We start from the raw sequence: 21,318 nt of genomic DNA on the forward strand, positions 1-21,318 counted from the left end.
ATCTAGTGTGAAGACGTTCGGGCATGCCGGACTGTTTTGGGGAGTAACGAAGGCGTTCAGGAGCGATAACCATGCCGCAGCAAAAGAAAGTCTTGGCAATTGTCCTCGCAGGTGGCGAGGGAAACCGGCTCATGCCATTGACGGCGGACCGGGCCAAGCCGGGCGTGCCGTTTGCCGGAAGCTACCGGCTCATTGACTTTGCCCTTTCAAATCTTGTGAATTCGCGTTATTTGCAAATTGTGGTGCTGACGCAATACAAGTCGCACAGCCTGGACCGGCACATTTCTGAAACGTGGCGCTTGTCCACCCAATTAGGCAACTACGTGGCCTCCGTTCCGGCCCAGCAGCGGGTCGGCAAGAGCTGGTTCCTGGGGAGTGCCAACGCCATCTATCAGTCCCTGAACCTGATCCACGACGCCAACCCCGACATCGTCGTCGTGGTGGGCGCAGACCACGTCTACCGCATGGACTTCTCCCAGATGGTGGCGCAGCACGTAGCCAGCGGGGCCAAGGCGACGGTAGCCGCCGTCCGCCAGCCGCTGCACATGGCGGACCAGTTCGGCGTGATCGAAACCGACCCCGAAAATCCGGACAAGATTTCCGCCTTCGTCGAGAAGCCGTCCTCGACGCCCGGCCTCGCGGCCGACCCGAGCCAGTTCCTGGCCTCCATGGGCAATTACGTGTTCAACGCCGATGCCCTCGTCGAAGCCCTGCACGTTGACGCCGAGCGCCTCGACACCAAGCACGACATGGGCGGGGACATCATCCCCTATTTTGTCTCCCAGGGTGAGGCCGGCGTCTACGACTTCACGCTCAACGACATTCCCGGGTCCACCGAACGGGACCGCACCTACTGGCGCGACGTCGGCACCATTGACTCGTTCTACGACGCCCACATGGACCTCATCTCCCCTGTGCCGGTGTTCAACCTCTACAACTCCGAGTGGCCGATCTACACCCGCCAGAGCGTCTCCCCGCCGGCCAAGTTTGTCCGCGGCAAATCCAACACCGTGGGCAGCGCCCTCGATTCCATCGTGGCCAACGGCGTCGTCGTCTCGGGCGGCATCGTGGAGGGCTCAGTGCTCTCCAACGATGTGTACGTCGGCACATCCAGCCGGGTCCTGGATTCGGTGCTCATGGACAAGGTCAATGTCGGCGAGGGTGCTGTGATCAGGCGCGCCATCCTCGACAAGAACGTCAAGGTTCCGGCCGGGGCCGCGATCGGCCTCGACGCCGAACTCGACCGCGCCCGCGGCTTCAAGGTCACGGAGTCCGGCATCACCGTCCTGTCCAAGGGGCAGCTCGTCCCGGAGCCCGGCGACGCAGAACGGGCGCTCTCCGCCGCTAACCTGCGCCTTGTGCCGGATGCCGTCCGCGCTGCCACCGAAAACTGGCCGGAACTGCGGGACTCGGTGGACAGGGTCGCTGAGGCGCAGGCCGCCGCCGTCGGCGTGGACTCCCAGGGCAAACGCTCGACCAAGGCCTACTAAGGCCGGTGCCCTGCCGGAGGTCCGGCAGGGCACCGGTTGCCTGTAAAATTGGGGCAATGAGCTCCCCCGATCTATCCTCCGATCTTTCCGTTGCTGCGTTGACCCCAGCCGAGCCGGCCGGTGCCGAGCTGACCCCGGAGGAGATTCGGGCTTGCCTGAAGGTCCTGAACACCATCCACGCGTACGACGAGGAACACCCGGACTACGTGTCCGTCCGCCGTGCCACCGGGAAGATGTTCAAGGCGGTCAAGCGCCACCGCCGGGTTGCCAAGCGCGATGAGATCGCCGAAGCGGACCGCGCCGTCATCGCCCAGACAGCGACGGCGGCCCCGGACAGAATCGACGACGAGACGCGCGGCAACAAGCTTGCCCCGTCCGCGACCGGCGAAATCGCCGGGCACCTCATCAGGTCTCGCCCGTGTTACATCTGCAAGCAGCACTACACCCAGGTGGACGCCTTTTATCACCAGCTGTGCCCCGAGTGTGCCCTGTTCAGCCACAGTAAGCGCGACGCGCGCACCGACCTGACCGGCCGCAATGCCCTGTTGACCGGTGGCCGGGCGAAGATCGGCATGTACATCGCGCTCCGGCTCCTCCGGGACGGCGCCCACACCACCATCACCACACGCTTCCCGAAGGACGCCGCGCGCCGCTTTGCCGCCATGGAGGACAGTGCTGACTGGCTGCACCGGCTCCGGATCGTGGGCATCGACCTCCGGGATCCGTCCCAGGTGATGGCCCTGACGGACTCCCTGGACGCCGCAGGACCGCTGGACATCATCATCAACAACGCGGCCCAGACGGTGCGGCGCTCCGGAAACGCCTATAAGCCCCTGGTCGACGCCGAGGACGAGCCGCTGCCCGCGGCCCTTCAGGCCGGCAATGGGGGGCCCGAGCTCGTCACGTTCGGCCACGCGCATGACAAGCACCCGCTGGCACTGGCCAGCACGGTGCTTGAACACCCTGTGCTGGCCGGGGACGCCATCACCTCCCTGGCCCTGTCCACGGGTTCTGCCTCACTGGAGCGCATTGCCTCGGGCACCGCGATCGACGCCGGCGGGCTGGTGCCGGATCTCGCCACGATCAACAGCTGGACCCAGGTGGTGGACGAGGTGGACCCGCTGGAGATGCTCGAAGTGCAGCTGTGCAACGTCACGGCCCCGTTCCTGCTGGTGAGCCGGCTCCGCGGCGCCATGAAGCGCTCCACCGCGCGGCGGAAGTACATCGTCAACGTCAGCGCCATGGAAGGCCAGTTCTCCCGCGCCTACAAGGGCCCCGGGCACCCGCACACGAACATGGCCAAGGCGGCGCTGAACATGATGACGCGCACCAGTGCCCAGGAAATGCTTGACGCCGACGGGATCCTGATGACCGCAGTGGATACCGGCTGGATCACGGACGAGCGCCCGCACTACACCAAGGTCCGTCTCATGGAAGAGGGCTTCCACGCGCCCCTGGACCTGGTTGACGGCGCGGCCCGCGTCTATGACCCGATCGTCATGGGCGAGGCCGGCGAAGATCAGTACGGCGTCTTCCTCAAGGACTACAAGCCCAGCCCCTGGTGACGTCCGGAGCTCCCCGGATCCGCCCTGGCGGCACGGGGAGCGCGCTGCGGGACACGTGTGGCCGCCGGGCCTTATGGCCCCTTGACCGGGCCTTATGGCCCTAATGGGAGTCCGGGCCTGCCCGTAGGGTGTCTGTCCATGGACTCAACCACGCCCTCGCCCGATTACTCGCTCACCATGGACCAGTGCTGGGTCCTCCTCGATACCGAAGCCGTGGGGCGCGTCGCGCTGATCGTGGACAGCCATCCGGAGATCTTTCCAGTGAACTTTGTGCTGGAACGGCGTGCGATTGTCTTCCGCACTTCCGGCGGCACGAAACTGTGGGGCGCCATCACCTCCAAGCCGGTCGCCTTCGAAATCGACGGCTACGACGCCCACGACGAAGCGGCGTGGAGCGTCATGGCCCGTGGCGAAGCCGAGCTCATTGAGAGCCAGGAGGAGAAGGATGCCGTGGATGCGTTGCTATTGGAGCCCTGGCAGCCTGGCGAGAAGGCCTATTACGTGCGGGTCGCTCCCAAGGCGCTGACCGGACGACGCTTCAAGGTCAACCGGCCCGACCTCTGGACCACGCGCCTTTCGGACCCGCGCCGCTCCACCTTCGAATAGCTCCGGCGTCAGGACTCCTTCTCGGGCGAGTGCACGATCAGCACCGGGCAATGCGCATGCGCCACACAGGCGGAGCTGACGGATCCCAGAAGCAGGCCGCCGAAGCCGCCGTGGCCGCGGCGGCCTAGAACCAGCATATCCGCGGTTTTGCTTTCCTCGATGAGCACGTGGCGCGGATGGCCTTGGACGAGCCGGGTTTCGACGTTGGCGGGAGCGTCCGGGCCGAACGCCTTGGCGACTGCCTCGGCGAGGATCTCCCCCGCCCGGACATCAAAGTCATCGATGCCGACGGCGACGTAGCCGTCGTAGACCGGCGGGTAATCCCAGCAGGCCAGGGCGACCACTGTGGCGGACAGCGGCACGGCAAGGCGCTGCGCCTGCCGGAGAGCGTCCACAGAAGGCTCCGAACCGTCAACGCCCACAATGATGGTCCGGGTGTCGCTGGCTTCGTTCATTGGTGATCCCTCGTCGTCGTATCGGCCGGGCACGGATGGCGCCGCTCCCATGATGCCGCCGGGCCCTGTAGGCGCCTAGGGCCAAAAGTCATGCAGCGCCGCAGGCGGGTGGGCATTAGGACCCTTGTCCCGGGACACGGTGTGCAGAAGAATGGCTAAGGCTTGGGGAAGTCAGCGAACTACAGAATCAAACGGTGCAGCAGTAGGCGGCCGGACAGGAGAACCATGATTGCCTGGTCAGATGCAGGTCTCACTGCACCCGATGGCGTGCCGGCGGTTATACGCGTCTTTATCCTTGACGATCACGAGCTGGTCCGGCGCGGGTTGCAGGAACTCCTCGAAGGCGAGGGATTCGTCGTGGTCGGCAGTTCCGGATCCGCGGTCGAGGCAACCCGCCGGATTCCGGCCCTGCATCCGGACGTCTGTGTGCTGGACGCCCGGCTGCCTGACGGAACCGGTATTGAGGTCTGCCGCGACGTGCGCTCTGTTGACCCTTCCCTGAACTGCATCATCCTGACGAGCTTTGACGACGAACAGGCACTGCGCGGCGCCGTGCTGGCAGGCGCCCGGGGCTACGTACTCAAAGAGATCGGCGGCACCGACCTGATCGGGGCCCTGCGGCGGGCGGCCACCGGGGAATCGCTCTTTGAGGAAGGCGTCGCCGCCGGCGTCGTGGACAGCCTGGTGGATACCGAGGAAGTCGACCCCCGTACCTCGTCCCTCACGCCTCAGGAACGCCGGGTACTGGAACTTGTGGGCGGCGGACTGACCAACCGGCAGATCGCGGCGGAGATGTTCCTCGCGGAAAAGACCGTCAAGAACTACGTTTCCTCGCTGCTGGCCAAGCTTGGATTCGAACGCCGCACCCAGGCAGCCGTCTTCATCGCCAGTCCGGCGGTCCCGGTGGCCTCCGGCGGGAACGCCGGTGATGCGAACCGGCCGCACAGCGTCCGGTAGCACCTGCAGTCCGGGCGTACCGCCGAAAAATAAAGGGGCCCTAAAGGGGCACCGACCACTCGAGGCTCGTACCGGCGTCGGGCGTGCTGGTGATGGTGCACTCGCCGTCGAGCATCCGCGCCCGGTCCTCGAGGTTTGTCAGGCCTCCGCGTTTTTCCGGATCGGCGAATCCGGTGCCGTTGTCGTTGATCACCACCGTCACCCGGCCCTTGATGACGGCGACTGAGACGGAAATCGTGTCCGCGCCCGAGTGCCGGATCGCGTTGCTGAGGCCCTCGGAGACAACAGCCACCACGTTGTCGGCCTTGTCCGGTGTCACGGCATCCACCGGTCCGGTGATGGTCAGGCGCGGGGCAAAAGGCATGGACTTCGCCGAACTCTTCGTGACCCGGCGGATCCGGCCGCTCAGCAGTTCGGTTTCTCCGCCGCTGCTCTTGAGGGAGTAGATGGTGTCGCGGAGGCTCCGGATGGCCTCGTCGAGTTCGCCTGTGATGTTGCGGATCCGCTCCAGCGCCAATTCTTCCTTGGTGAAGCGGGTGAGGCTCTGCACGCTCAGTCCGGCAGCGAACAGCCGCTGGATGACGAGGTCATGGAGGTCCCTGGCGATCCTGTCACGGTCGGTGAAGACCAGGAGCTCTTCGCGCAGCCGGTGCACTCTGGCCAGTTCCAGGGCCAGGGCCACGTGGGAACCGAAGACGGCTCCCATTTCAATGTCTGTCCTGGCGTAGCGGACCGAATCTTTGTTCTTTGCCAGGAGGAGAAGCCCGTGGTGGGCGCCCTGGGTGCTGAGTGCCACGGCCAGCAGCGGCCCCGTGACGGAGCCGTCGACCTCCCCGACGACGTCGGACGCGTCGTCGAAGAGCACCGGCTCGCCGCCGTCGAGAACTCCTTCCAGACGTTCGGACTCAAGGTGGAGCGACCGTCCCGAAAAGGACCGTCCGCGTTCACCGGCGACGCCGATCACCACGTAGCTCGGCGAGTCGGCCGCGGGCGCCACCAGCAAGGCGAGGTCGGACGCGGACTCCTGGAGGGCGCGGGCGGCAATCGGGTCAAGGCCGCCCGAGGTGTAGTCCCGGTCGGTGCTCAACATCAGCCCGGAGACGTCCATGCTGGCTTCCAGCCACCGCGCCCTGCGGCGCGCGTCGTCGTAAAGGCGGGCGTTCTCGATGGCGACGCCGGCGGCTGCGGCGAGGGCGACTGCCAGGGCTTCGTCCTCGTCGGTGAAATCGCCGCCGCTTTCCTTCTCCGTGAGGTAGAGGTTTCCGAAGACGACTTCGCGGACGCGGACCGGGACGCCCAGGAAGGAATGCATGGGCGGGTGGTGTGCCGGGAAGCCGTAAGACTCCGGATGTTTTCGTAGATCGTGCATCCGCATTGGCCGGGGATCGGAAATCAGCAGGCCGAGTACGCCGTGGCCGGTCGGCAACGGACCGATCTGCTGTGCAAGCTCTTCGTCGATGCCGACGGTGATGAAGTGGCTCAGGGCGTGGTCATCGCCGATCACCCCCAAGGCGCCGAACCGGGCATGCAGCAACCGGCACGCCGACAGCACTACGCGCTCCAGGACTGCATCCAGACTCAGGTCCTCGGCCACCGCCACAACCGCTTCCAGCAATCCGGCCATGCGTTCCTGAGACTGTTGGAGTTCCTCGGCCCTGGAACCAAAACCCTTCAGCAGCTCCTCGAGACTGGGATTTGGCTCGGAGGCGGTATGGCCATGGCTCTTACCCGTCGAATGCATGTTGTTGCCCCAATCGCTCCGGCGCTCGTCGACGCTGACGACGTGATGCCAGAATACCGTGAACTGAACGGAAGGTCCCGAGTAGTGGGCATTTATTAGCGCTTTGTTCCATGGCTGGGACCTTTTGCCCTAGCCCCTGCTCACCCCTTCGGCGTAAGCTCGCCGGCATGAGTACTGATGCGAACCCGGGCGGCCAGACGTCGAAGGACCAGCCCCACGCCGTGGAAAACCTCGATCATCACGAATGCTGGCGACTCTTGCGCAGCGTCTCGGTGGGTAGGCTGGCGGTCTGGGTGGACGATCATCCCGACATCTTCCCGATCAATTACAAGGTCGATCACGGGACGCTGGTGTTCCGCACCGCAGTGGGCACCAAGCTGCAGGCAGCCACGGGCGACACGCCGGTAGCGGTGGAAGCGGACGGCGTCGACGCGGACACCGGGATCGCCTGGAGCGTCGTGGCCAAAGGCCAGGCCGCTCCGGTGCAGAACCCTGAGGAAGTCATGGACACCGTGGGCCTGTTGCTGTTCCCGTGGCAGGCCGGGAAGAAGGAGCACTTCGTCCGGATCACGCCGGATACCGTCACCGGCCGTCGGTTCAAGGTGGTTCCGCCGATGACCTGGTGGACACCGCTGGACGACGCCACCCGGTCGGGCCTGGAATAATCCTTACCCCCGGTCCCCTACCGCCCCGGTCCCCGGGTTGCGCTATCAGATATGGCTGTTCTGAGGGCTCAGAGCAGCCATAACTGATAGAGCAACGTTGTGCGGCTAGGCGAGTCGGGTGATCTCCACGCTGACGTTGAGGGCCGATCCGCCGCCGCCGGACAGGATGCCCTTGAGCGGCGGGACGTCGCGGTAGTCGCGGCCCCGGGCCACGGTGACGTGGAAGTCCCCGGCCGGCTTGTGGTTGGTCGGGTCCCAGCTGCGCCATTCGCCGTCCCACCATTCGAGCCACGCGTGGGACTGGCCGGCCACCGTCTCGCCGATGTCCGCCGTCGAACGAGGGTGAAGGTAGCCGGAAACGTAGCGGGCCGGGATCCCGCAACTGCGCAGGGAGCCGATGGCCAGGTGCGCCAAGTCCTGGCAGACGCCCTGCCGCTGGTTCCAGGCCTGCTCGGCGTTAGTGGTGACGCCGGTGGAGCCCTTCATGTACGTCATCTCGCCGCGCATCCAGGCGAAGACCGCCATGGCGGCCTCGTGCGGCGTCTTCCCCTCGACGACGCCCGGAATGATGCCAAGCACTTCGGTGCCCGGACCGGTCAGCTGGGACTGCGGAATCCAGTCGCTGTACTGGTTGAGCGTCTCCGGGGCCGCCAGGACGTCCCACCCGACGATGTCGGCCTCGGCTGCGATCTTCTCCACCCGGTGCACCTCCACGGTGGTGGTGGAGAGGACTTCGAGGTGTTCGTGGGGCATCTGCATGTCGAAGGCCGTCACGCGCGTGCCCCAGTAGTCGCGGTAGCTGCTCAGGGCCGCCTGCGAGGGCGACACCTTCATGGAGGACTCCAGGACCACCTGCTGCGGGTCCGTCAGCGGGGTCATCCGGGCCTCGTTGTAGGACAGGGTGACGCGCTTGTTGTACTTGTACGCCGTCTTGTGGACGATCCTCAGCCGGGTCATGAAACTTCTCCCACCCAGGCCAGTTCGTCTGCCTGATTGAAGTACTTACGGGAAATGGCGTCCGAGGCCTGCGAAACCGCCTTTTGCACGCGCTCCATGTGCTCCGGCAGTTCCGACATCAGGTCGTCGGTGCGGTGGAACTCCAGGAAGGTGCGGGCCTGGCCGACAATGCGGCGGGCGTCGTTGATGAAGCCGACGCGCTGGGCCGAGGGGTCCAGCTTCGCGAGGCACTCGTCGGCGTCGCGCAGGGCGTAGACGATCGACCGAGGGAACAGCCGGTCCAGAAGCAGGAACTCTGCCGCGTGCTGGTCGCCGAAGGCCGCCCGGCGCGTACGCAGGAAGGATTCGTACGCGCCCGCGCAGCGGAGCATGTTCACCCACGACATGCCGGCCGAGAGGACATCGCGCGTGGACAGCATGCGGGCCGTCATGTCGGCGCGTTCGAGGGACCGGCCCAGGACCAGGAACAGCCAGCTCTCGTCGTGGCTGACGGTGGTGTCGGCGAGGCCGCTGACCATCGCCGTGCGCTCCAGGACCCAGTTGCAGAACCGGTAGGTGCCCACGACGTCCTTGCGGTGCTGGTTCAGCCCGTAGTAGGTCGTGTTGAGGCTTTCCCATAGCCCGGAGGAGACGGTCTCCCGGGCACGGCGGGCGTTTTCCCGGGCCGCGCCGAGCGAGCCGGCAATCGACGTCGCACTGTGCTTGTCGTACGCCAGGGCGTTCAAGAGCTCGGGGAGGCCGAACTCGTCATTCTGCGGGCGTGCACCCATCACCGCCAGGAGCTCCTGCGCGACGCTGCGCTGTTCTTCCATGGGCAGGTGGTTGAGGCGCTCCAGGTGGACGTCGAGGATCCGGGCTGTGCCGTCGGCCCGTTCCACGTAGCGGCCGATCCAAAACAGTGACTCGGCAATACGGCTAAGCATTCGCGGTTACCTCCTGCGCGTCAGAAATCTGCTGCTGTTGCTGCTCTTTCTGGCTGTCGCGCCAGTTGCTTTCGACCGGCCAGACCGAAACCCGCTCACGGACCGTGATGGTGGGCCGCGGGATGACTTCGACCGGAACCTGCGGGGAATCCGCCAGGACCCAGGTGTCCTTGGAGCCGCCGCCCTGGCTTGAATTGACGATCAGCGAGCCCTCCTTGAGGGCCACCCGGGTCAGGCCGCCGGGAAGCACCCAGACGTCCTCGCCGTCGTTGACCGCGAACGGGCGCAGGTCCACGTGCCGGGGGCCGAACTTGTCGCCGCTGAGCGTGGGCACTGTGGACAGCTGCAGCACCGGCTGCGCGATCCACCCGCGGGGATCGGCGATGACCCGCTTGCGGAGGGCTTCGAGTTCTTCCTTGGACGCATCCGGGCCGATCACGAGGCCCTTGCCGCCGGAGCCGTCGACCGGCTTGACCACGAGCTCGTCGAGCCGGTCCAGGACGTGTTCCCGGGCTTCCTTCTCTTCGAGCCGGTAGGTGTCCACGTTGGCGATCACGGGCTCTTCGCTGAGGTAGTACCGGATCAGGTCCGGGACATAGCTGTACACGAGCTTGTCATCGGCGACGCCGTTGCCCACCGCGTTGGCGATGGTCACGCCACCGGCGCGGGCCGCGTTGACCAGGCCCGGGCAGCCGAGCATGGAATCGGCCCGGAACTGCAGTGGATCCAGGAACTCGTCGTCGATGCGTTTGTAGATGACATCCACGCGCTGCTCACCGGCGGTGGTGCGCATGTAGACGCGGTTGCCGCGGCAGATGAGGTCGCGGCCCTCGACGAGCTCGACGCCCATGAGGCCGGCAAGGAGGGTGTGCTCGAAGTAGGCGCTGTTGAACACGCCGGGGGTCAGGACCACGACGGTGGGATCGTCGACGCCGGCGGGCGCCGTTTTGCGCAGCGCGGACAGGAGCCGGCGCGGGTATTCCTCGACAGGGCGGATGAGCTGCTGGCCGAAGGCCTCGGGCAGGCCCTTGGCCATGGCGCGGCGGTTCTCGAGGACGTAGCTGACGCCCGAGGGCACCCGCACGTTGTCCTCCAGGACGCGGAAGGTGCCCGCGGCGTCCCGCACGACGTCGATGCCGGAAATGTGGACGCGGACGCCGCCGGCGGGTTCGAAGCCGTGCACCTGGCGGTGGAAGTGGGCGCTCGTGGTGACGAGCTGGCGCGGGATGACGCCATCGGACACCACGGTCATCTTGTCGTAGACGTCGTTGAGGAAGGCTTCCAGGGCCCGGACCCGCTGCGCGACACCGCGCTCCAGGACGCTCCACTCATCGGCGGGGATCACCCGGGGGACGATGTCCAGGGGGAAGGGGCGCTCCTCGCCGGCGAAGTCGAAGGTGACGCCGCGGTCCAGGAAGGTCCGTGCCATGGAATCGGCGCGGGCGCTCACATCGGCCAATGAAAGTTCACGCAGGGCCCCGGCCACCTGCCCGTAGGACTTCCGGGCCTGCTGGCCGGGGGTAAACATCTCGTCGTAGGCGCCGGTGCGGCCGGCAGCCTCGGAGTAATCCTGGAATAGGTCAGACATGGTGACTAGCCAACCACTTTTTCGTTACGAAATCATTTCGGCGGCCCCCGCACGGCGCGGTCGGCGCACGGGCGCCTGCGCGGGCGGCCGCAGTTACTGCTTTTCCCGCCGCGTACGGCAATGTAGGGGCGTGCCTTCCACCAGTTCCGCATCCGCGGCCGCGCCAGGCCTGATCGGCGCCGCAGCGGCCGTTGCCGCCGCCGTCGCTGTCCATCAGCTGCTCCCCGCGCTCCCGGCGATGACCCTGGCCGTGCTTCTCGGGCTCCTGGCCGCCAACCTGCCGGGTGTGGCGGGCTGGACCGCCGGGCCGGCACGTCCCGGGCTGGACTTCGCCGGTAAGCACCTCATGCGCGCCGGAATCGTGGTGCTCGGCCTGAAGGTCAGCCTCGGCGACGTGCTGGGCCTGGGCTGGGCGGCGCTGTTGCTGATTGCGGCCGTGGTGGCGGCGGCTTTCGCGGGTACTTACGGGATCAGCAGGCTCTTCCGGCTTCCTCCGCGCGTATCGCTGCTGGTGGCTACGGGGTTCGCCATCTGCGGGGCGTCCGCGATCGGGGCGATGGCCGCCGTGCGCCGGATCCGGCAGGAGGAAACGGTGCTGCCGGTGGCGCTTGTGACCCTGTGCGGGACGCTGGCGATCGGGGTGCTGCCGCTGCTCGCGCGGCCACTGGGCCTCGGGCCGGAGACCTTCGGGGCGTGGACCGGCGCTTCAGTACACGACGTGGGACAGGTGGTCGCCACCGCCCAGACCGCGGGCACCGCCGCCCTGGCAGTCGCCGTCGTCGTCAAACTCACGCGGGTGATCCTGCTGGCACCGGTGGTGGCCGCCGCGGGTTTCCACCACCGTCTGGGCTCCGAAGCCGACGGCGCCAAGCGCCCGCCGGTGATCCCGCTGTTTGTTCTCGGATTCGTGGCCCTGGCGGCCCTCCGCACCACCGGCTGGCTCTCCCCCGCCGTCCTGGACGCGGCCGCCGCTGTCCAGGACGCGCTGCTGGGCATGGCGCTGTTCGGACTGGGCTCCGCGGTGCGGGTGGGCCAACTCCTCCACACCGGCGCCCGCGCGCTGCTGGCCGCGCTGGCGTCCTGGCTGCTGATCGCCCTGCTCGGGCTGGGCGCCGCGTTCCTGATGTTCCCGCCGACGTGATCCGGCACACAGGCTCCCGTGATTAGATAGCGGGGTGTCGAATCAGAATCTGAGCCGCGACGAAGCCGCGGCCCGCTCCGCCCTCATCACCACGCACAGCTACGACGTCTCCCTGGACGTCCGGCAGGCAGCGGACCCGGGTGTCGCCGGCTACACGAGCCGCAGCGTCATCACGTTCTCGGCCAGCGAACCCGGAGCGTCGACCTTCGTGGACTTCATCGGGGGCAGCGTGCACAGCGTCTTCCTCAACGGCAAGGGCCTGGCCGTGGCCGACGTCGTGGACGGCTCCCGCATCCGGCTCGACAACCTGCAGGCCGAGAACCAGGTCACCATCACCGGGACGGCCCTGTACAGCACCTCAGGCGAGGGCATGCACCGCTTCGTGGATCCCGCCGACGGGCAGTGCTACCTCTACACGCAGTACGAACCCGCTGACGCGCGCCGGGTGTTCGCGAACTTCGAGCAGCCCGACCTGAAGGCCGAGTTCACGTTCCATGTCATGGCCCCGTCGGACTGGCAAGTGTCCTCCAACGGTGCTGAGGTCCTGCGCACCCAGCTAACGTCCGACCCCGCCACGAGCCTCTGGGACTTCGCCCCCACCCAGCCGATGTCGACGTACATCACCACCGTCCTGGCCGGTCCGTACTTCAAAGCCGGGGACACCTGGAGCGGCAGGCTGGCCGACGGCACGGTCCTGGAGGTGCCGCTGGCGCTCTACTGCCGCGCGTCCATGGCCGCGTCCTTCGACGCCGGGGCGCTCTTCAGTCTCACCAAGAACGGGCTGAGCTTCTTCAACGAGCTCTTCGATTTCCCCTACCCGTGGGGCAAATACGAGCAGGCGTTCGTGCCTGAATACAACCTCGGCGCCATGGAGAACCCGGGACTCGTGACCTTCACGGAAAGCTACGTCTTCAGCTCCCGGGCCGCCGACTCCCAGTACCAGGCCCGCGCCAATACCCTCCTGCACGAGATGGCACACATGTGGTTCGGCGACCTCGTCACAATGAAGTGGTGGGACGATCTGTGGCTCAAGGAATCCTTCGCGGACTACATGGGCACCTTGGGAGTGGACCGGACCACGGACTGGGACACGGCCTGGGTGAACTTCGCCAACAACCGCAAGGCCTGGGCCTACGTGCAGGACCAGCTCCCGACGACGCACCCGATCGTTGCCGACATATCGGACCTCGAGGCCGCGAAGCAGAACTTCGACGGCATCACGTACGCCAAGGGCGCCTCTGTCCTCAAGCAGCTTGTCGCGTACGTCGGGTTCGAGGCGTTCATTGCCGGCTCACGCCAGTACTTCAAGGACCACGCCTACGGCAACACCACCCTGGCCGAGCTGCTGACCGCGCTGAGCTCGGCATCCGGCCGGGACCTCGCGGACTGGGCCCGGCAGTGGCTGCAGACTTCCGGCATTTCCACCCTCTCCAGCGAGATCGAGGAGCACGACGGCGTCCTGGGCACCGTGACGGTCCTCCAGGACGCGGAGGACCCGACGACGGGCCGGCAGGAGCCGCGCCCGCACCGGCTGCGGATCGGCCTCTACGACTTTGACGACGCCGGCGTCCTGGTCTGCTCGGACAGCGTCGAGACCGACGTCAGCGGCGACCGGACCGACGTCCCGGCGCTGGCGGGGAAACCGCGGCCTGCCCTGCTGCTGGTCAACGACGACGACCTTAGCTACGCCAAGGTCCGGCTGGACCCGCACTCCGAGACCACGGCGCGCAGCTCCCTGGACAAGCTCAGCGATCCCATGGCACGGGCGCTGTGCTGGACGGCGCTGTGGGACTCGGCCCGTGACGCGGTCACGCCGGCCGCCCTCTACGTCGACGCCGTCCAGCGCTTCGGACCCGCCGAAACCGGGATCGGTGTGCTGCTGAATGTTCTGGGCAACGCCGCCACCGCGATCGAACGCTATGTCCCCGCGGCCGGCCGTGCCGCCGTCCGCCACGGCTTCCTGTCCCTTGCCGCGGACGAGCTCCACCGGGCCGCGCCGGGCTCCGACCAGCAGCTGGCGTGGGCCCGCACGGTCGCCGCGGCCAGCCGCTTCGACAACAGCCGGCTGGACCTGCTCCGCGGCATCCTCGACGGCAGCACGGTCCTTGACGGCCTGTCCGTGGATGCGGAGCTCCGCTGGAACTTCTGGCACGCCCTTGCCGCCAACGGGGAAGCCACCGTTGCCCAGCTGGACGGGGAGCTTGCCCGGGACAACACCGCCGCCGGCAAGTCAGGGCACGCCACGGCCCTCGCGGCCCGCCCCGAGGAAGCCGTCAAGGAGGCCGCTTGGCAGGAAGCCGTGCACGGCACCTCGCTCTCCAACCAGCTGCTGAGCGCCACCATCGCCGGCTTCAACACTGCCGCGGCGCCGCTGCTGCGCGGATTCACTGACCGCTATTTCGACTGCCTGGTGGACGTGTGGGGCGGGCGCAGCATTGAAATCGCGAGCCGGATTGTCCGGGGGCTCTACCCGGCCGGGCAGGACCTGGACGGCAGCACCCCGGACACGCACTCCGTCATTGTCCGGACGGACCACTGGCTCGCCGGGCACCCGGAAGCACCGCGGGCGCTGCGCCGCATCATCATCGAACAGCGCAGCCACCTGCACCGTTCACTCACGGCGCAGGCCCTGGCGGCGAATCCCCGATCGACTGCTCCGTAACTGCCCTTTTGGCGGCTCTAAAGGGCCGTTACGGAGCAACCGGCGGGGGTGCAGGGGCTCAAGGCACCCGGTGGAGCCACTCCGCGGTGCCGAACTTGGTCTCGACGCGGCGGCCGGCCGCCTCGAGTTCGGCGTCGGTGAGTTCGGACGGCGTCGCGCCATAGCGTTCAGCGAAGACGTCCATCATGGCCGCGACGATCTCTGCGCGGGCCATGCCGGTCTGGCGGCGCAACGGATCCACCCGCTTTTTCGCGCTCCTGGTGCCCTTGTCCGACAGTTTCTCCTGCCCGATGCGCAGGACCTCGACCATCTTGTCGGCGTCGATGTCGTAGCTCATGGTGACGTGGTGCAGCATGCCGCCGTTGGCGAGCCGTTTCTGGGCCGCCCCGCCGATCTTGCCGTGCTCGGTGGCGATGTCATTGAGCGGCACGTAGAAGGCGCTGATGCCGACCTTCTCCAGCGCGGCCATGACCCAGGCGTCCAGGAAACTGTACGAGTCCGCGAAGCTGATGCCGTCCACGAGGGTCTGCGGGAGGTAGAGCGAGTAAGTGATGCAGTTCCCGGCCTCCATGAACATCGCCCCGCCACCGCTGATCCGGCGGACCACGCTGATGCCGTGCCGGGCCACACCTGCGGGGTGGAGCTCATTGCGGACCGACTGGAAGCTGCCGATCACCACGGAGGGCTCCTCCCAGTCCCAGAACCGCAGGGTGGGATTGCGCCGCCCGGCCCCGACCTCCTCGGTCAGGACCTCATCCAAGGCAACGTTGACGTGGGTGGGCAGGACGGACGGGGCGATAATGTTCCAGTGGTGGTCCGCCCAGCCCGTGGCCTTCGCCAGGGCGCGGCGGACGGTGACCGCGACGGCGTCGGCAGAAAAGCCAAACAGCACGGCGTCTTTGGGCAGGGCCGCCGTCACGGCCGCCGCGATGTCGGCGGCGCCGGTGTCCAGGGCCAGCCCTGTGAGGGCCCGGTTGATCTCCGGCAGCGCTTCGTCCGGCTCCAGGAAAAAGTCACCGCTGAGCGAGACGTTCGTCAGCACGCCGTCCACGACGTCGAAATCGGCGACCACAAGCTTGCCGCCCGGGACCTTGTATTCGCCGTGGTGACGGCCGCCGTCGTCGTGCGCGGAACCGGAAGCATAGGGAAGGGTCGTCATGGCATTAATCCTGCCACGGCAATCCTGCCGGCGGCGCGACGGAAGCGGCGGCGGCCCGGGCGCCGCCAGCGGCGCGACGTACGGCGGTACGCGAGGGCAACGCAAAAAGCCCGCACCGTTGCCGGTGCGGGCTTCCTACAAGACCTTGGGGAAGAAAGTTACTTCTTGCCGCCGAAGCCCTTGAAGCGAGCGTTGAAGCGCTCGACGCGGCCTGCGGAGTCCATGATGCGCTGCTTGCCCGTGTAGAACGGGTGGGACTCGGAGGAGATTTCGACGTCGATGACCGGGTAGGTGTTGCCGTCTTCCCACTCGATGGTCTTGGAAGAAGACACGGTGGACTTGGTCAGGAACTTGACGCCGGAAGCCAGGTCGTTGAAAACAACAGCTTCGTACTTCGGGTGGGTATCAGACTTCATAATTGGACCTTTGTTCGCACAACTGGATTTTGCCAGCTGCCAGGTATGAATGGGATGGCCGGCGGAAAGCACCGGACGGCCAGCTATCAATCATAGCGGAAAGCGGACGGAGTGACGAACGCCGTTTGCGCACGTCAGCCCTTCGGGCGGAGCTCCCAGAACGCGACCGCCGACGCCGCCGCGACGTTGAGTGAATCGACGCCCGGGCGCATCGGGATCTTCACGGCGAGGTCGACGGCGGCCAGGGTGCCTTCGCTCATGCCCGCCCCCTCCGTGCCCAGCACCAGTGCCAGCCGCTCGGGGCGCCGGGCCGCGAGCTCGTCCAGGTCCACGGCGTCATCCGTGAGCTCCATGGCGGCCACGGTGAAACCCTGTTCCCGGAGCGCGGCCAATCCTCCCGCCCAGTCTTCCAGCCGCGCCCACGGCACCTGGAACACCGTGCCCATGCTGACCCGCACGCTGCGCCGGTACAGCGGATCCCCGCAGCGCGGTGACACCAGGACGGCGTCCACGCTCAGGGCAGCGGCGGAGCGGAAGATCGCCCCCACGTTGGTGTGGTCCACGATGTCCTCCAGCACGGCCACCCGGCGGGCTCCCGCGAGCAGTTCCGCCAGGGGCACCGGGGCAGGCCGGTGCATGGCGGCCATGGCGCCGCGGTGCAGGTGGAAGCCGGTGATTTCCTCCAGGAGCGCGGCCGGGCCGACATAGGCCGGGACGTCCGGGTACTGCGCAAAGACATCCGCCAGGTCCTCGGCCCATTTCTCGGCCAGGAAGAAGGACCGCGGCCGGTGCCCCGCCGCCAGGGCCCGGCGCAGGACGCGGGAAGACTCCGCGATGTACAGGCCCTCGGCGGGTTCGCGGACCTTGCGCAGGTGCACGTCCGTGAGTTGGGTGTAGTCCGAAACCCGCGGGTCGTCGGCGGAGTCAAGATAGTAAAAAGTCACGGGCAGGTCATTTCAGCAGGTTCGTGTGGTTATTTGAAAAGGTTGGCGATCATGAATCCCAGCGCCACCAGGCCCAGGACGAAGATGACCCCGCGCAGGACCACCGGGGAAAGCCTGCGCCCCACCTTGGAGCCAATCACCCCGCCGATCAGGGAGCTCACGGCGATCAGGCCGACCACTCCCCAGCTGATCCGGTCGAAGGCGAACAACAGGTAGGAGCAGGCGGCGACGACGTTCACGCCCAGGACCAGGATGTTCTTCATCGCGTTGGCGTTCTGGATGGTCCCGGTCATGAACACGCCCAGGATGCCGACCAGCAGGATGCCCTGAGCCGCGACGAAGTAGCCGCCATAGACGCCGGCCAGATACACCAGCACCACCAGCAGCACACCGTGGCGGCGGTCCCGGATCGCGTGCTCGGGATTTTCTTCCCGGTTCTTCACCCACCGCTGTAGCCGCGGCTGGAAGGCCACCATCAGCAGGGCCAGCACGATCAGGACAGGGGCGGCGTAGTAGAAGACCTTCTCGGGCAGGTGCAGCAGCAGGTAGGCGCCGGTCACGGCGCCCAGCAGTGAGGCCGGCAGGAGCCGGAGCAGCTGCTTGCCCCGGCCTGTCAGCTCCCTCCGGTAGCCCCAGGCGCCGGCGGCATTGCCGGCCACAAGTCCCATGGCGTTGCTGATGGACGCGGTGACGGGAGGGTAGCCCAGGGCGATCAGCACCGGGAAGGTGACCAGCGTGCCGGAGCCGACGACGCTGTTGATGGTGCCCGCCCACAGCCCGGCGAAGAAAATGAAGACGCTACTGAGGAGCTCCACGCGGGGTCAGCGGCCCCGTCAGCGGCTGGCGGTGGCGGTGTACCGGCCTGCGGTGACGGTGACGTCCAGCGGCAGACCGAACGTCGCGCTCAGGTTTTCGGCCGTGAGGACCTCGGGCAGCGGGCCGGAAGCCACCACACCGCCGTCGCGCAGGAGCATGGCGTGGGTGAAGCCCGGCGGCACTTCCTCGAGGTGGTGCGTGACCAGGACAATCGCCGGGGCCGACTCATCGCGGGCGAGTTCGCTCAGGCGCCGGACGAGGTCCTCGCGGCCGCCGAGGTCCAGCCCGGCGGCGGGCTCGTCGAGGAGCAGGAGTTCAGGGTCGGTCATGAGGGCTCGGGCGATCTGGACGCGCTTGCGCTCCCCCTCGGAGAGCGAGGCGAAGGGACGGTTGAGCAGCGGGCCCATGCCCCACTCGTTCAGCAGCCCGAAGGCGCGCCGTTCGTCGTCGCGCTCGTAGCCTTCGCGCCAGCGGCCGGTCACGCCGTACGCGGCCGTGACCACGACATTGAGGACCTTTTCTTGTTCCGGGATCTGGCTGGCCAGCGCGGCGGAGGACAGTCCGATCCGGGGCCGGAGTTCAAAGACGTCGACGGCGCCCAAAACTTCCTCCAGGATGCCCGCCGTGCCGGACGTGGGGTGGATCCGCGCCCCTGCCAGCTGGAGAAGAGTGGTCTTGCCGGCGCCGTTGGGTCCCAGGATCACCCAGCGTTCGCCTTCCTTGACCTGCCAGTCGACCTTGTCCAGGAGGGTCTTAGCCCCACGTACAACGCTCACGCCGGCCATTTCAAGAACTTCACTCATAGGAGTAGACACTAGGACAAAAAAGCGGACGACTGATAACCGGCGCAGCGGGCTGCCGTGGGGCGTCACGCGGCGGGGGCCGGTGCGCAACGAATTCGGGCCGTCCGGCGCCTGCTCGCTAGGATTGAAGCCATGAGTTCGAACGTGACCGCAGTCAGCTACGGCCTGAAACTGTCCCTTCCCGACATCGAGCGTCTGCGGTCGCTCCTCACGGCCGCGGGGCTGAGCGTCGACGCCGAAACCCGCACCGGCGACGGCCGCTTCGAGGTGTATGCGGCGGACTGCGCACTGGATTCCCTCGATGCAGAGCCCGGAAACGCCGAAGCCTCCCTCCGGGCGTCGCTGCTGGAGGGTCCGCGCCGCACGCTGGCGGCCTCAGGCATCGACGGCGTGGACACGGCCCTGGTTCCCGCGGAACTGCGCAACGCGCCTCGCAAGTTCCTGATCATGGACGTGGACTCCACGCTCATTCAGCAGGAAGTGATCGAGCTCCTGGCCGCTTATGCCGGCAAGCGCGAGGAAGTGACCGCGGTGACCGAGGCGGCCATGCGCGGCGAGCTGGACTTCGCCCAGAGCCTGCACGCCCGGGTGGCGGTGCTCGCCGGGCTGCCTGCCGACGTCGTCGAAAAGGTCCGCGCCGAGGTCAAGCTGACCGACGGGGCCGCCGAGCTCGTGGCGGCGTTCCAGGCCGCCGGCCACGCCGTGGCCGTGGTCTCCGGCGGGTTCAACCAGATCCTCCGGCCGATCGCCGAGGACCTGGGCCTGCACTACTGGATTGCCAATGAACTCGAGATCGTCGACGGTGCGCTGAGCGGCAAGGTGATCGGCGACGTCGTCGACCGCGCCGCCAAGGAGAAGTACCTGCGCGAGTGGGCGGCGGCCGAAGGCATCCCGATGGAGCACACGATTGCCGTGGGCGACGGCGCCAACGACCTCGACATGCTCGGCGCCGCAGGAATCGGCATCGCGTTCAATGCGAAGCCGGCCGTCCGTGCGGCCGCAGATGCCGCCGTGAACCTTCCCTACCTCGACGCCGTGCGGTACATCTCGGGGGTCTGACGTTCTTTCGTTGCGTTAACTGCGGGATGGCACGTCACGGCAATGTTTTGGGGGAAACATTGCCGCGACGTGCCATCGCGGCCGCGGGCCTGAGGTCCTAGTGGGAACCCTTGTCGGCCGACTTGGCTGCGGTTTTATCGAAATAATCGGCGCCGCCGACGTATTCGGTGTGACCGGTCTCGACGTCGGCCGTAGCCATCTTGGCGACCTCGGCGCCGAACTCCTTGACCGAGTACAGCTTGCCGGCCTCGGCACGGCGGGCCTCGATGGCGCCGGGATTGGAGCGGTCAAGCAGGGTGGCCGTGACGGTGCCCTCGATCATGTCGCCGGAAACAACCACAAGTGAGATGCCCTTGTCGGCCAGGTCCGGGACGAGTTCGCGCAGGGCGTTCTCGCCCGCGCGCTTGCTGCGCGCGACGGGCTCGTACTCGGGCATCGTGGGCACCGTGTCGATGAAGTGGGCCTGGTGGCTGGTCACGAAGACCACGCGGGAGCCTTCCGGCATGAGGGGCGCAGCAGCGTTGAGCATGTTCACCTGCGCGTCACGGTTCAGCTTCAGGGCGTAGTCCTCTTCCATGCCGGTCTCCATGCCGCCGGAGGCATTGAGGACCAGGAGGTCGAGCGAGCCGAAGTTCTCCATGGCGGCGCTGGCCAGGGCCTGGACGCCTTCCTGGGTGGTGAGGTCAGCCCCGACCGCCACCGCGCGGCCGCCGGCGGCCTCGATCTCGGCGACAACCTTGTTGGCGCGCGGCGCCTTCTGACGGTAGTTCACAACCACGGCCGCACCCTCGGCGGCGAGGAACTTGGCGACTTCGGCGCCGATTCCGCGCGACGAACCGGTCACGATCGCAGTCTTGTTCTCCAGCAGTCCCATACAAGCTCCTTTGTTCCAAACGTCCAAACACTGTGGGTCTGCAATCCATCATGCCAGCGGTCTTCGCCTTTTCAGTTGTTCAGCCTCCACAAAGAAGCCCCGGCGGCGTAGTTTCCGGGAGCATGGCGGGTCCCCTGTTTCTCCCTGCACCTCCCCTGCGCGGGACATGCTCTCCGTGTAGGCTCTGGCCTGGACATGTGGCCCATATGTCCAGTGCCGGGGGTCAGGACTGGGCATGTCCCCCCGGTGGAGACGCGGGCGGCCCGGCCGCATCGACTCATCAAGGTTCAATTCAGTGGTCAGCCCGTCCCCCGGCGTCTGGATGCACCACCTGGAGCGTCGCTCGGAAGATGACCTCGACGCCGAGGTCGCGGGCTGTCTCCAGCGGGCCCGCGACGAGGCCCGCTGACGCCGCGGCGGCACCTGCCGCCAGCCTCATCGCACGGCCAGTAGAGAGTCAAACCGCAGAGGATCAGCGAGTGCAGGATCAGCGAGTG

19 protein-coding genes are annotated in these 21,318 nt (G+C 67.2%); 8 read left to right on the forward strand and 11 right to left on the reverse strand.

All coding sequences use genetic code 11. The features are described 5' to 3' along the window. Positions 1-71 precede the first annotated feature (71 nt). From glgC to ABD243_RS17885, 3 genes are all read left to right on the forward strand, one after another. On the forward strand, positions 72-1,490 hold the full coding sequence (gene glgC / locus ABD243_RS17875) for a glucose-1-phosphate adenylyltransferase (protein WP_425547244.1): 1,419 nt from the start codon (positions 72-74) through the stop codon (positions 1,488-1,490). Positions 1,491-1,546: 56 nt separating this feature from the next. Then, the gene (locus tag ABD243_RS17880; protein ID WP_344367711.1) at positions 1,547-3,055 is read left to right on the forward strand and encodes an SDR family NAD(P)-dependent oxidoreductase; all 1,509 of its coding nucleotides are present in this window, start codon (positions 1,547-1,549) and stop codon (positions 3,053-3,055) included. Between the two features lie 138 nt (positions 3,056-3,193). Further along, positions 3,194-3,661 carry a pyridoxamine 5'-phosphate oxidase family protein gene (locus tag ABD243_RS17885; RefSeq protein WP_116765703.1) on the forward strand — a complete coding sequence of 156 codons (468 nt, stop codon included), beginning with the start codon at positions 3,194-3,196 and terminating at the stop codon, positions 3,659-3,661. A gap of 8 nt (positions 3,662-3,669) precedes the next feature. Here ABD243_RS17885 and ABD243_RS17890 read toward each other — a convergent pair whose 3' ends face one another. Next, positions 3,670-4,116: a universal stress protein gene (locus tag ABD243_RS17890; protein WP_344367713.1), complete on the reverse strand. Its 447-nt coding sequence runs from the start codon at positions 4,114-4,116 to the stop codon at positions 3,670-3,672. Positions 4,117-4,341: 225 nt separating this feature from the next. On the opposite strand from ABD243_RS17890, the gene ABD243_RS17895 reads away from it, so the two are divergent. Beyond that, positions 4,342-5,073, forward strand: coding sequence for a response regulator (locus tag ABD243_RS17895; protein WP_344367714.1), 732 nt, complete (start codon positions 4,342-4,344; stop codon positions 5,071-5,073). Between the two features lie 40 nt (positions 5,074-5,113). Here ABD243_RS17895 and ABD243_RS17900 read toward each other — a convergent pair whose 3' ends face one another. Continuing rightward, entirely contained in the window at positions 5,114-6,814 is a 1,701-nt protein-coding gene (locus tag ABD243_RS17900) for a GAF domain-containing sensor histidine kinase (RefSeq protein WP_344367715.1), read from the reverse strand. Between the two features lie 167 nt (positions 6,815-6,981). Here ABD243_RS17900 and ABD243_RS17905 point away from each other — a divergent pair, with 167 nt between their 5' ends. Continuing rightward, complete coding sequence (locus ABD243_RS17905; protein ID WP_237563289.1) at positions 6,982-7,479, forward strand: pyridoxamine 5'-phosphate oxidase family protein; 498 nt, start codon at positions 6,982-6,984, stop codon at positions 7,477-7,479. Positions 7,480-7,584: 105 nt separating this feature from the next. Here ABD243_RS17905 and ABD243_RS17910 read toward each other — a convergent pair whose 3' ends face one another. From ABD243_RS17910 to ABD243_RS17920, 3 genes are read right to left on the reverse strand one after another with little or no spacing between them, the layout of a single operon-like run. Next, on the reverse strand, positions 7,585-8,436 hold the full coding sequence (locus ABD243_RS17910; protein ID WP_344367716.1) for a transglutaminase family protein: 852 nt from the start codon (positions 8,434-8,436) through the stop codon (positions 7,585-7,587). Continuing rightward, entirely contained in the window at positions 8,433-9,359 is a 927-nt protein-coding gene (locus ABD243_RS17915; RefSeq protein ID WP_091254130.1) for an alpha-E domain-containing protein, read from the reverse strand. The genes ABD243_RS17910 and ABD243_RS17915 overlap by 4 nt, the downstream gene beginning before the upstream one ends. Further along, positions 9,352-10,947 carry a circularly permuted type 2 ATP-grasp protein gene (locus tag ABD243_RS17920; protein ID WP_344367717.1) on the reverse strand — a complete coding sequence of 532 codons (1,596 nt, stop codon included), beginning with the start codon at positions 10,945-10,947 and terminating at the stop codon, positions 9,352-9,354. Before ABD243_RS17920 ends, ABD243_RS17915 begins: the two co-directional genes overlap by 8 nt. Positions 10,948-11,077: 130 nt before the next feature. Here ABD243_RS17920 and ABD243_RS17925 point away from each other — a divergent pair, with 130 nt between their 5' ends. Next, the gene (locus ABD243_RS17925) at positions 11,078-12,088 is read left to right on the forward strand and encodes a YeiH family protein (protein WP_344367719.1); all 1,011 of its coding nucleotides are present in this window, start codon (positions 11,078-11,080) and stop codon (positions 12,086-12,088) included. A 34-nt stretch (positions 12,089-12,122) separates the two neighbouring features. After that, on the forward strand, positions 12,123-14,750 hold the full coding sequence (gene pepN, locus ABD243_RS17930) for an aminopeptidase N (RefSeq protein WP_344367720.1): 2,628 nt from the start codon (positions 12,123-12,125) through the stop codon (positions 14,748-14,750). 58 nt (positions 14,751-14,808) lie between these two features. Here the strand turns inward: pepN and lplAB are convergent, their stop codons facing one another. The 5 genes from lplAB to ABD243_RS17955 all read right to left on the reverse strand — a co-directional run bounded on the left by lplAB (position 14,809) and on the right by ABD243_RS17955 (position 18,888). Then, positions 14,809-15,909 (reverse strand): lipoate-protein ligase LplAB, encoded by a 1,101-nt coding sequence (gene lplAB / locus ABD243_RS17935; protein WP_344367721.1) that lies wholly within the window; start codon positions 15,907-15,909, stop codon positions 14,809-14,811. A gap of 158 nt (positions 15,910-16,067) precedes the next feature. Then, complete coding sequence (locus ABD243_RS17940; protein WP_090956047.1) at positions 16,068-16,325, reverse strand: type B 50S ribosomal protein L31; 258 nt, start codon at positions 16,323-16,325, stop codon at positions 16,068-16,070. 134 nt (positions 16,326-16,459) lie between these two features. Beyond that, the gene (locus tag ABD243_RS17945; RefSeq protein WP_344367722.1) at positions 16,460-17,269 is read right to left on the reverse strand and encodes a TrmH family RNA methyltransferase; all 810 of its coding nucleotides are present in this window, start codon (positions 17,267-17,269) and stop codon (positions 16,460-16,462) included. A 29-nt stretch (positions 17,270-17,298) separates the two neighbouring features. Continuing rightward, positions 17,299-18,084 (reverse strand): sulfite exporter TauE/SafE family protein, encoded by a 786-nt coding sequence (locus ABD243_RS17950; protein ID WP_344367723.1) that lies wholly within the window; start codon positions 18,082-18,084, stop codon positions 17,299-17,301. 18 nt (positions 18,085-18,102) lie between these two features. Then, the gene (locus ABD243_RS17955) at positions 18,103-18,888 is read right to left on the reverse strand and encodes an ABC transporter ATP-binding protein (RefSeq protein ID WP_344367724.1); all 786 of its coding nucleotides are present in this window, start codon (positions 18,886-18,888) and stop codon (positions 18,103-18,105) included. Positions 18,889-19,020: 132 nt separating this feature from the next. Between ABD243_RS17955 and serB the strand changes: the two genes are divergently transcribed. Continuing rightward, positions 19,021-19,947, forward strand: coding sequence for a phosphoserine phosphatase SerB (serB, locus tag ABD243_RS17960; protein WP_344367725.1), 927 nt, complete (start codon positions 19,021-19,023; stop codon positions 19,945-19,947). 97 nt (positions 19,948-20,044) lie between these two features. On the opposite strand, the gene ABD243_RS17965 is transcribed toward serB, so the two are convergent. Next, positions 20,045-20,821 carry an SDR family oxidoreductase gene (locus ABD243_RS17965; RefSeq protein WP_091254107.1) on the reverse strand — a complete coding sequence of 259 codons (777 nt, stop codon included), beginning with the start codon at positions 20,819-20,821 and terminating at the stop codon, positions 20,045-20,047. Positions 20,822-21,318: the final 497 nt, after the last annotated feature.

Origin of the sequence: Arthrobacter humicola (assembly GCF_039531445.1) — a bacterium.
In the GTDB taxonomy this organism is placed as follows: domain Bacteria; phylum Actinomycetota; class Actinomycetes; order Actinomycetales; family Micrococcaceae; genus Arthrobacter; species Arthrobacter humicola.

What these genes read in the sequence shown, in the direction of transcription:
- glgC (WP_425547244.1), top strand. Translation starts at nt 72, where the DNA reads ATGCCGCAGCAAAAGAAAGTCTTGGCAATTGTCCTCGCAGGTGGCGAG.
- ABD243_RS17880 (WP_344367711.1), top strand. Translation starts at nt 1,547, where the DNA reads ATGAGCTCCCCCGATCTATCCTCCGATCTTTCCGTTGCTGCGTTGACC.
- ABD243_RS17885 (WP_116765703.1), top strand. Translation starts at nt 3,194, where the DNA reads ATGGACTCAACCACGCCCTCGCCCGATTACTCGCTCACCATGGACCAG.
- ABD243_RS17890 (WP_344367713.1), bottom strand. Translation starts at nt 4,116, where the DNA reads ATGAACGAAGCCAGCGACACCCGGACCATCATTGTGGGCGTTGACGGT.
- ABD243_RS17895 (WP_344367714.1), top strand. Translation starts at nt 4,342, where the DNA reads ATGATTGCCTGGTCAGATGCAGGTCTCACTGCACCCGATGGCGTGCCG.
- ABD243_RS17900 (WP_344367715.1), bottom strand. Translation starts at nt 6,814, where the DNA reads ATGCATTCGACGGGTAAGAGCCATGGCCATACCGCCTCCGAGCCAAAT.
- ABD243_RS17905 (WP_237563289.1), top strand. Translation starts at nt 6,982, where the DNA reads ATGAGTACTGATGCGAACCCGGGCGGCCAGACGTCGAAGGACCAGCCC.
- ABD243_RS17910 (WP_344367716.1), bottom strand. Translation starts at nt 8,436, where the DNA reads ATGACCCGGCTGAGGATCGTCCACAAGACGGCGTACAAGTACAACAAG.
- ABD243_RS17915 (WP_091254130.1), bottom strand. Translation starts at nt 9,359, where the DNA reads ATGCTTAGCCGTATTGCCGAGTCACTGTTTTGGATCGGCCGCTACGTG.
- ABD243_RS17920 (WP_344367717.1), bottom strand. Translation starts at nt 10,947, where the DNA reads ATGTCTGACCTATTCCAGGATTACTCCGAGGCTGCCGGCCGCACCGGC.
- lplAB (WP_344367721.1), bottom strand. Translation starts at nt 15,909, where the DNA reads ATGACGACCCTTCCCTATGCTTCCGGTTCCGCGCACGACGACGGCGGC.
- ABD243_RS17940 (WP_090956047.1), bottom strand. Translation starts at nt 16,325, where the DNA reads ATGAAGTCTGATACCCACCCGAAGTACGAAGCTGTTGTTTTCAACGAC.
- ABD243_RS17955 (WP_344367724.1), bottom strand. Translation starts at nt 18,888, where the DNA reads ATGAGTGAAGTTCTTGAAATGGCCGGCGTGAGCGTTGTACGTGGGGCT.
- serB (WP_344367725.1), top strand. Translation starts at nt 19,021, where the DNA reads ATGAGTTCGAACGTGACCGCAGTCAGCTACGGCCTGAAACTGTCCCTT.
- ABD243_RS17965 (WP_091254107.1), bottom strand. Translation starts at nt 20,821, where the DNA reads ATGGGACTGCTGGAGAACAAGACTGCGATCGTGACCGGTTCGTCGCGC.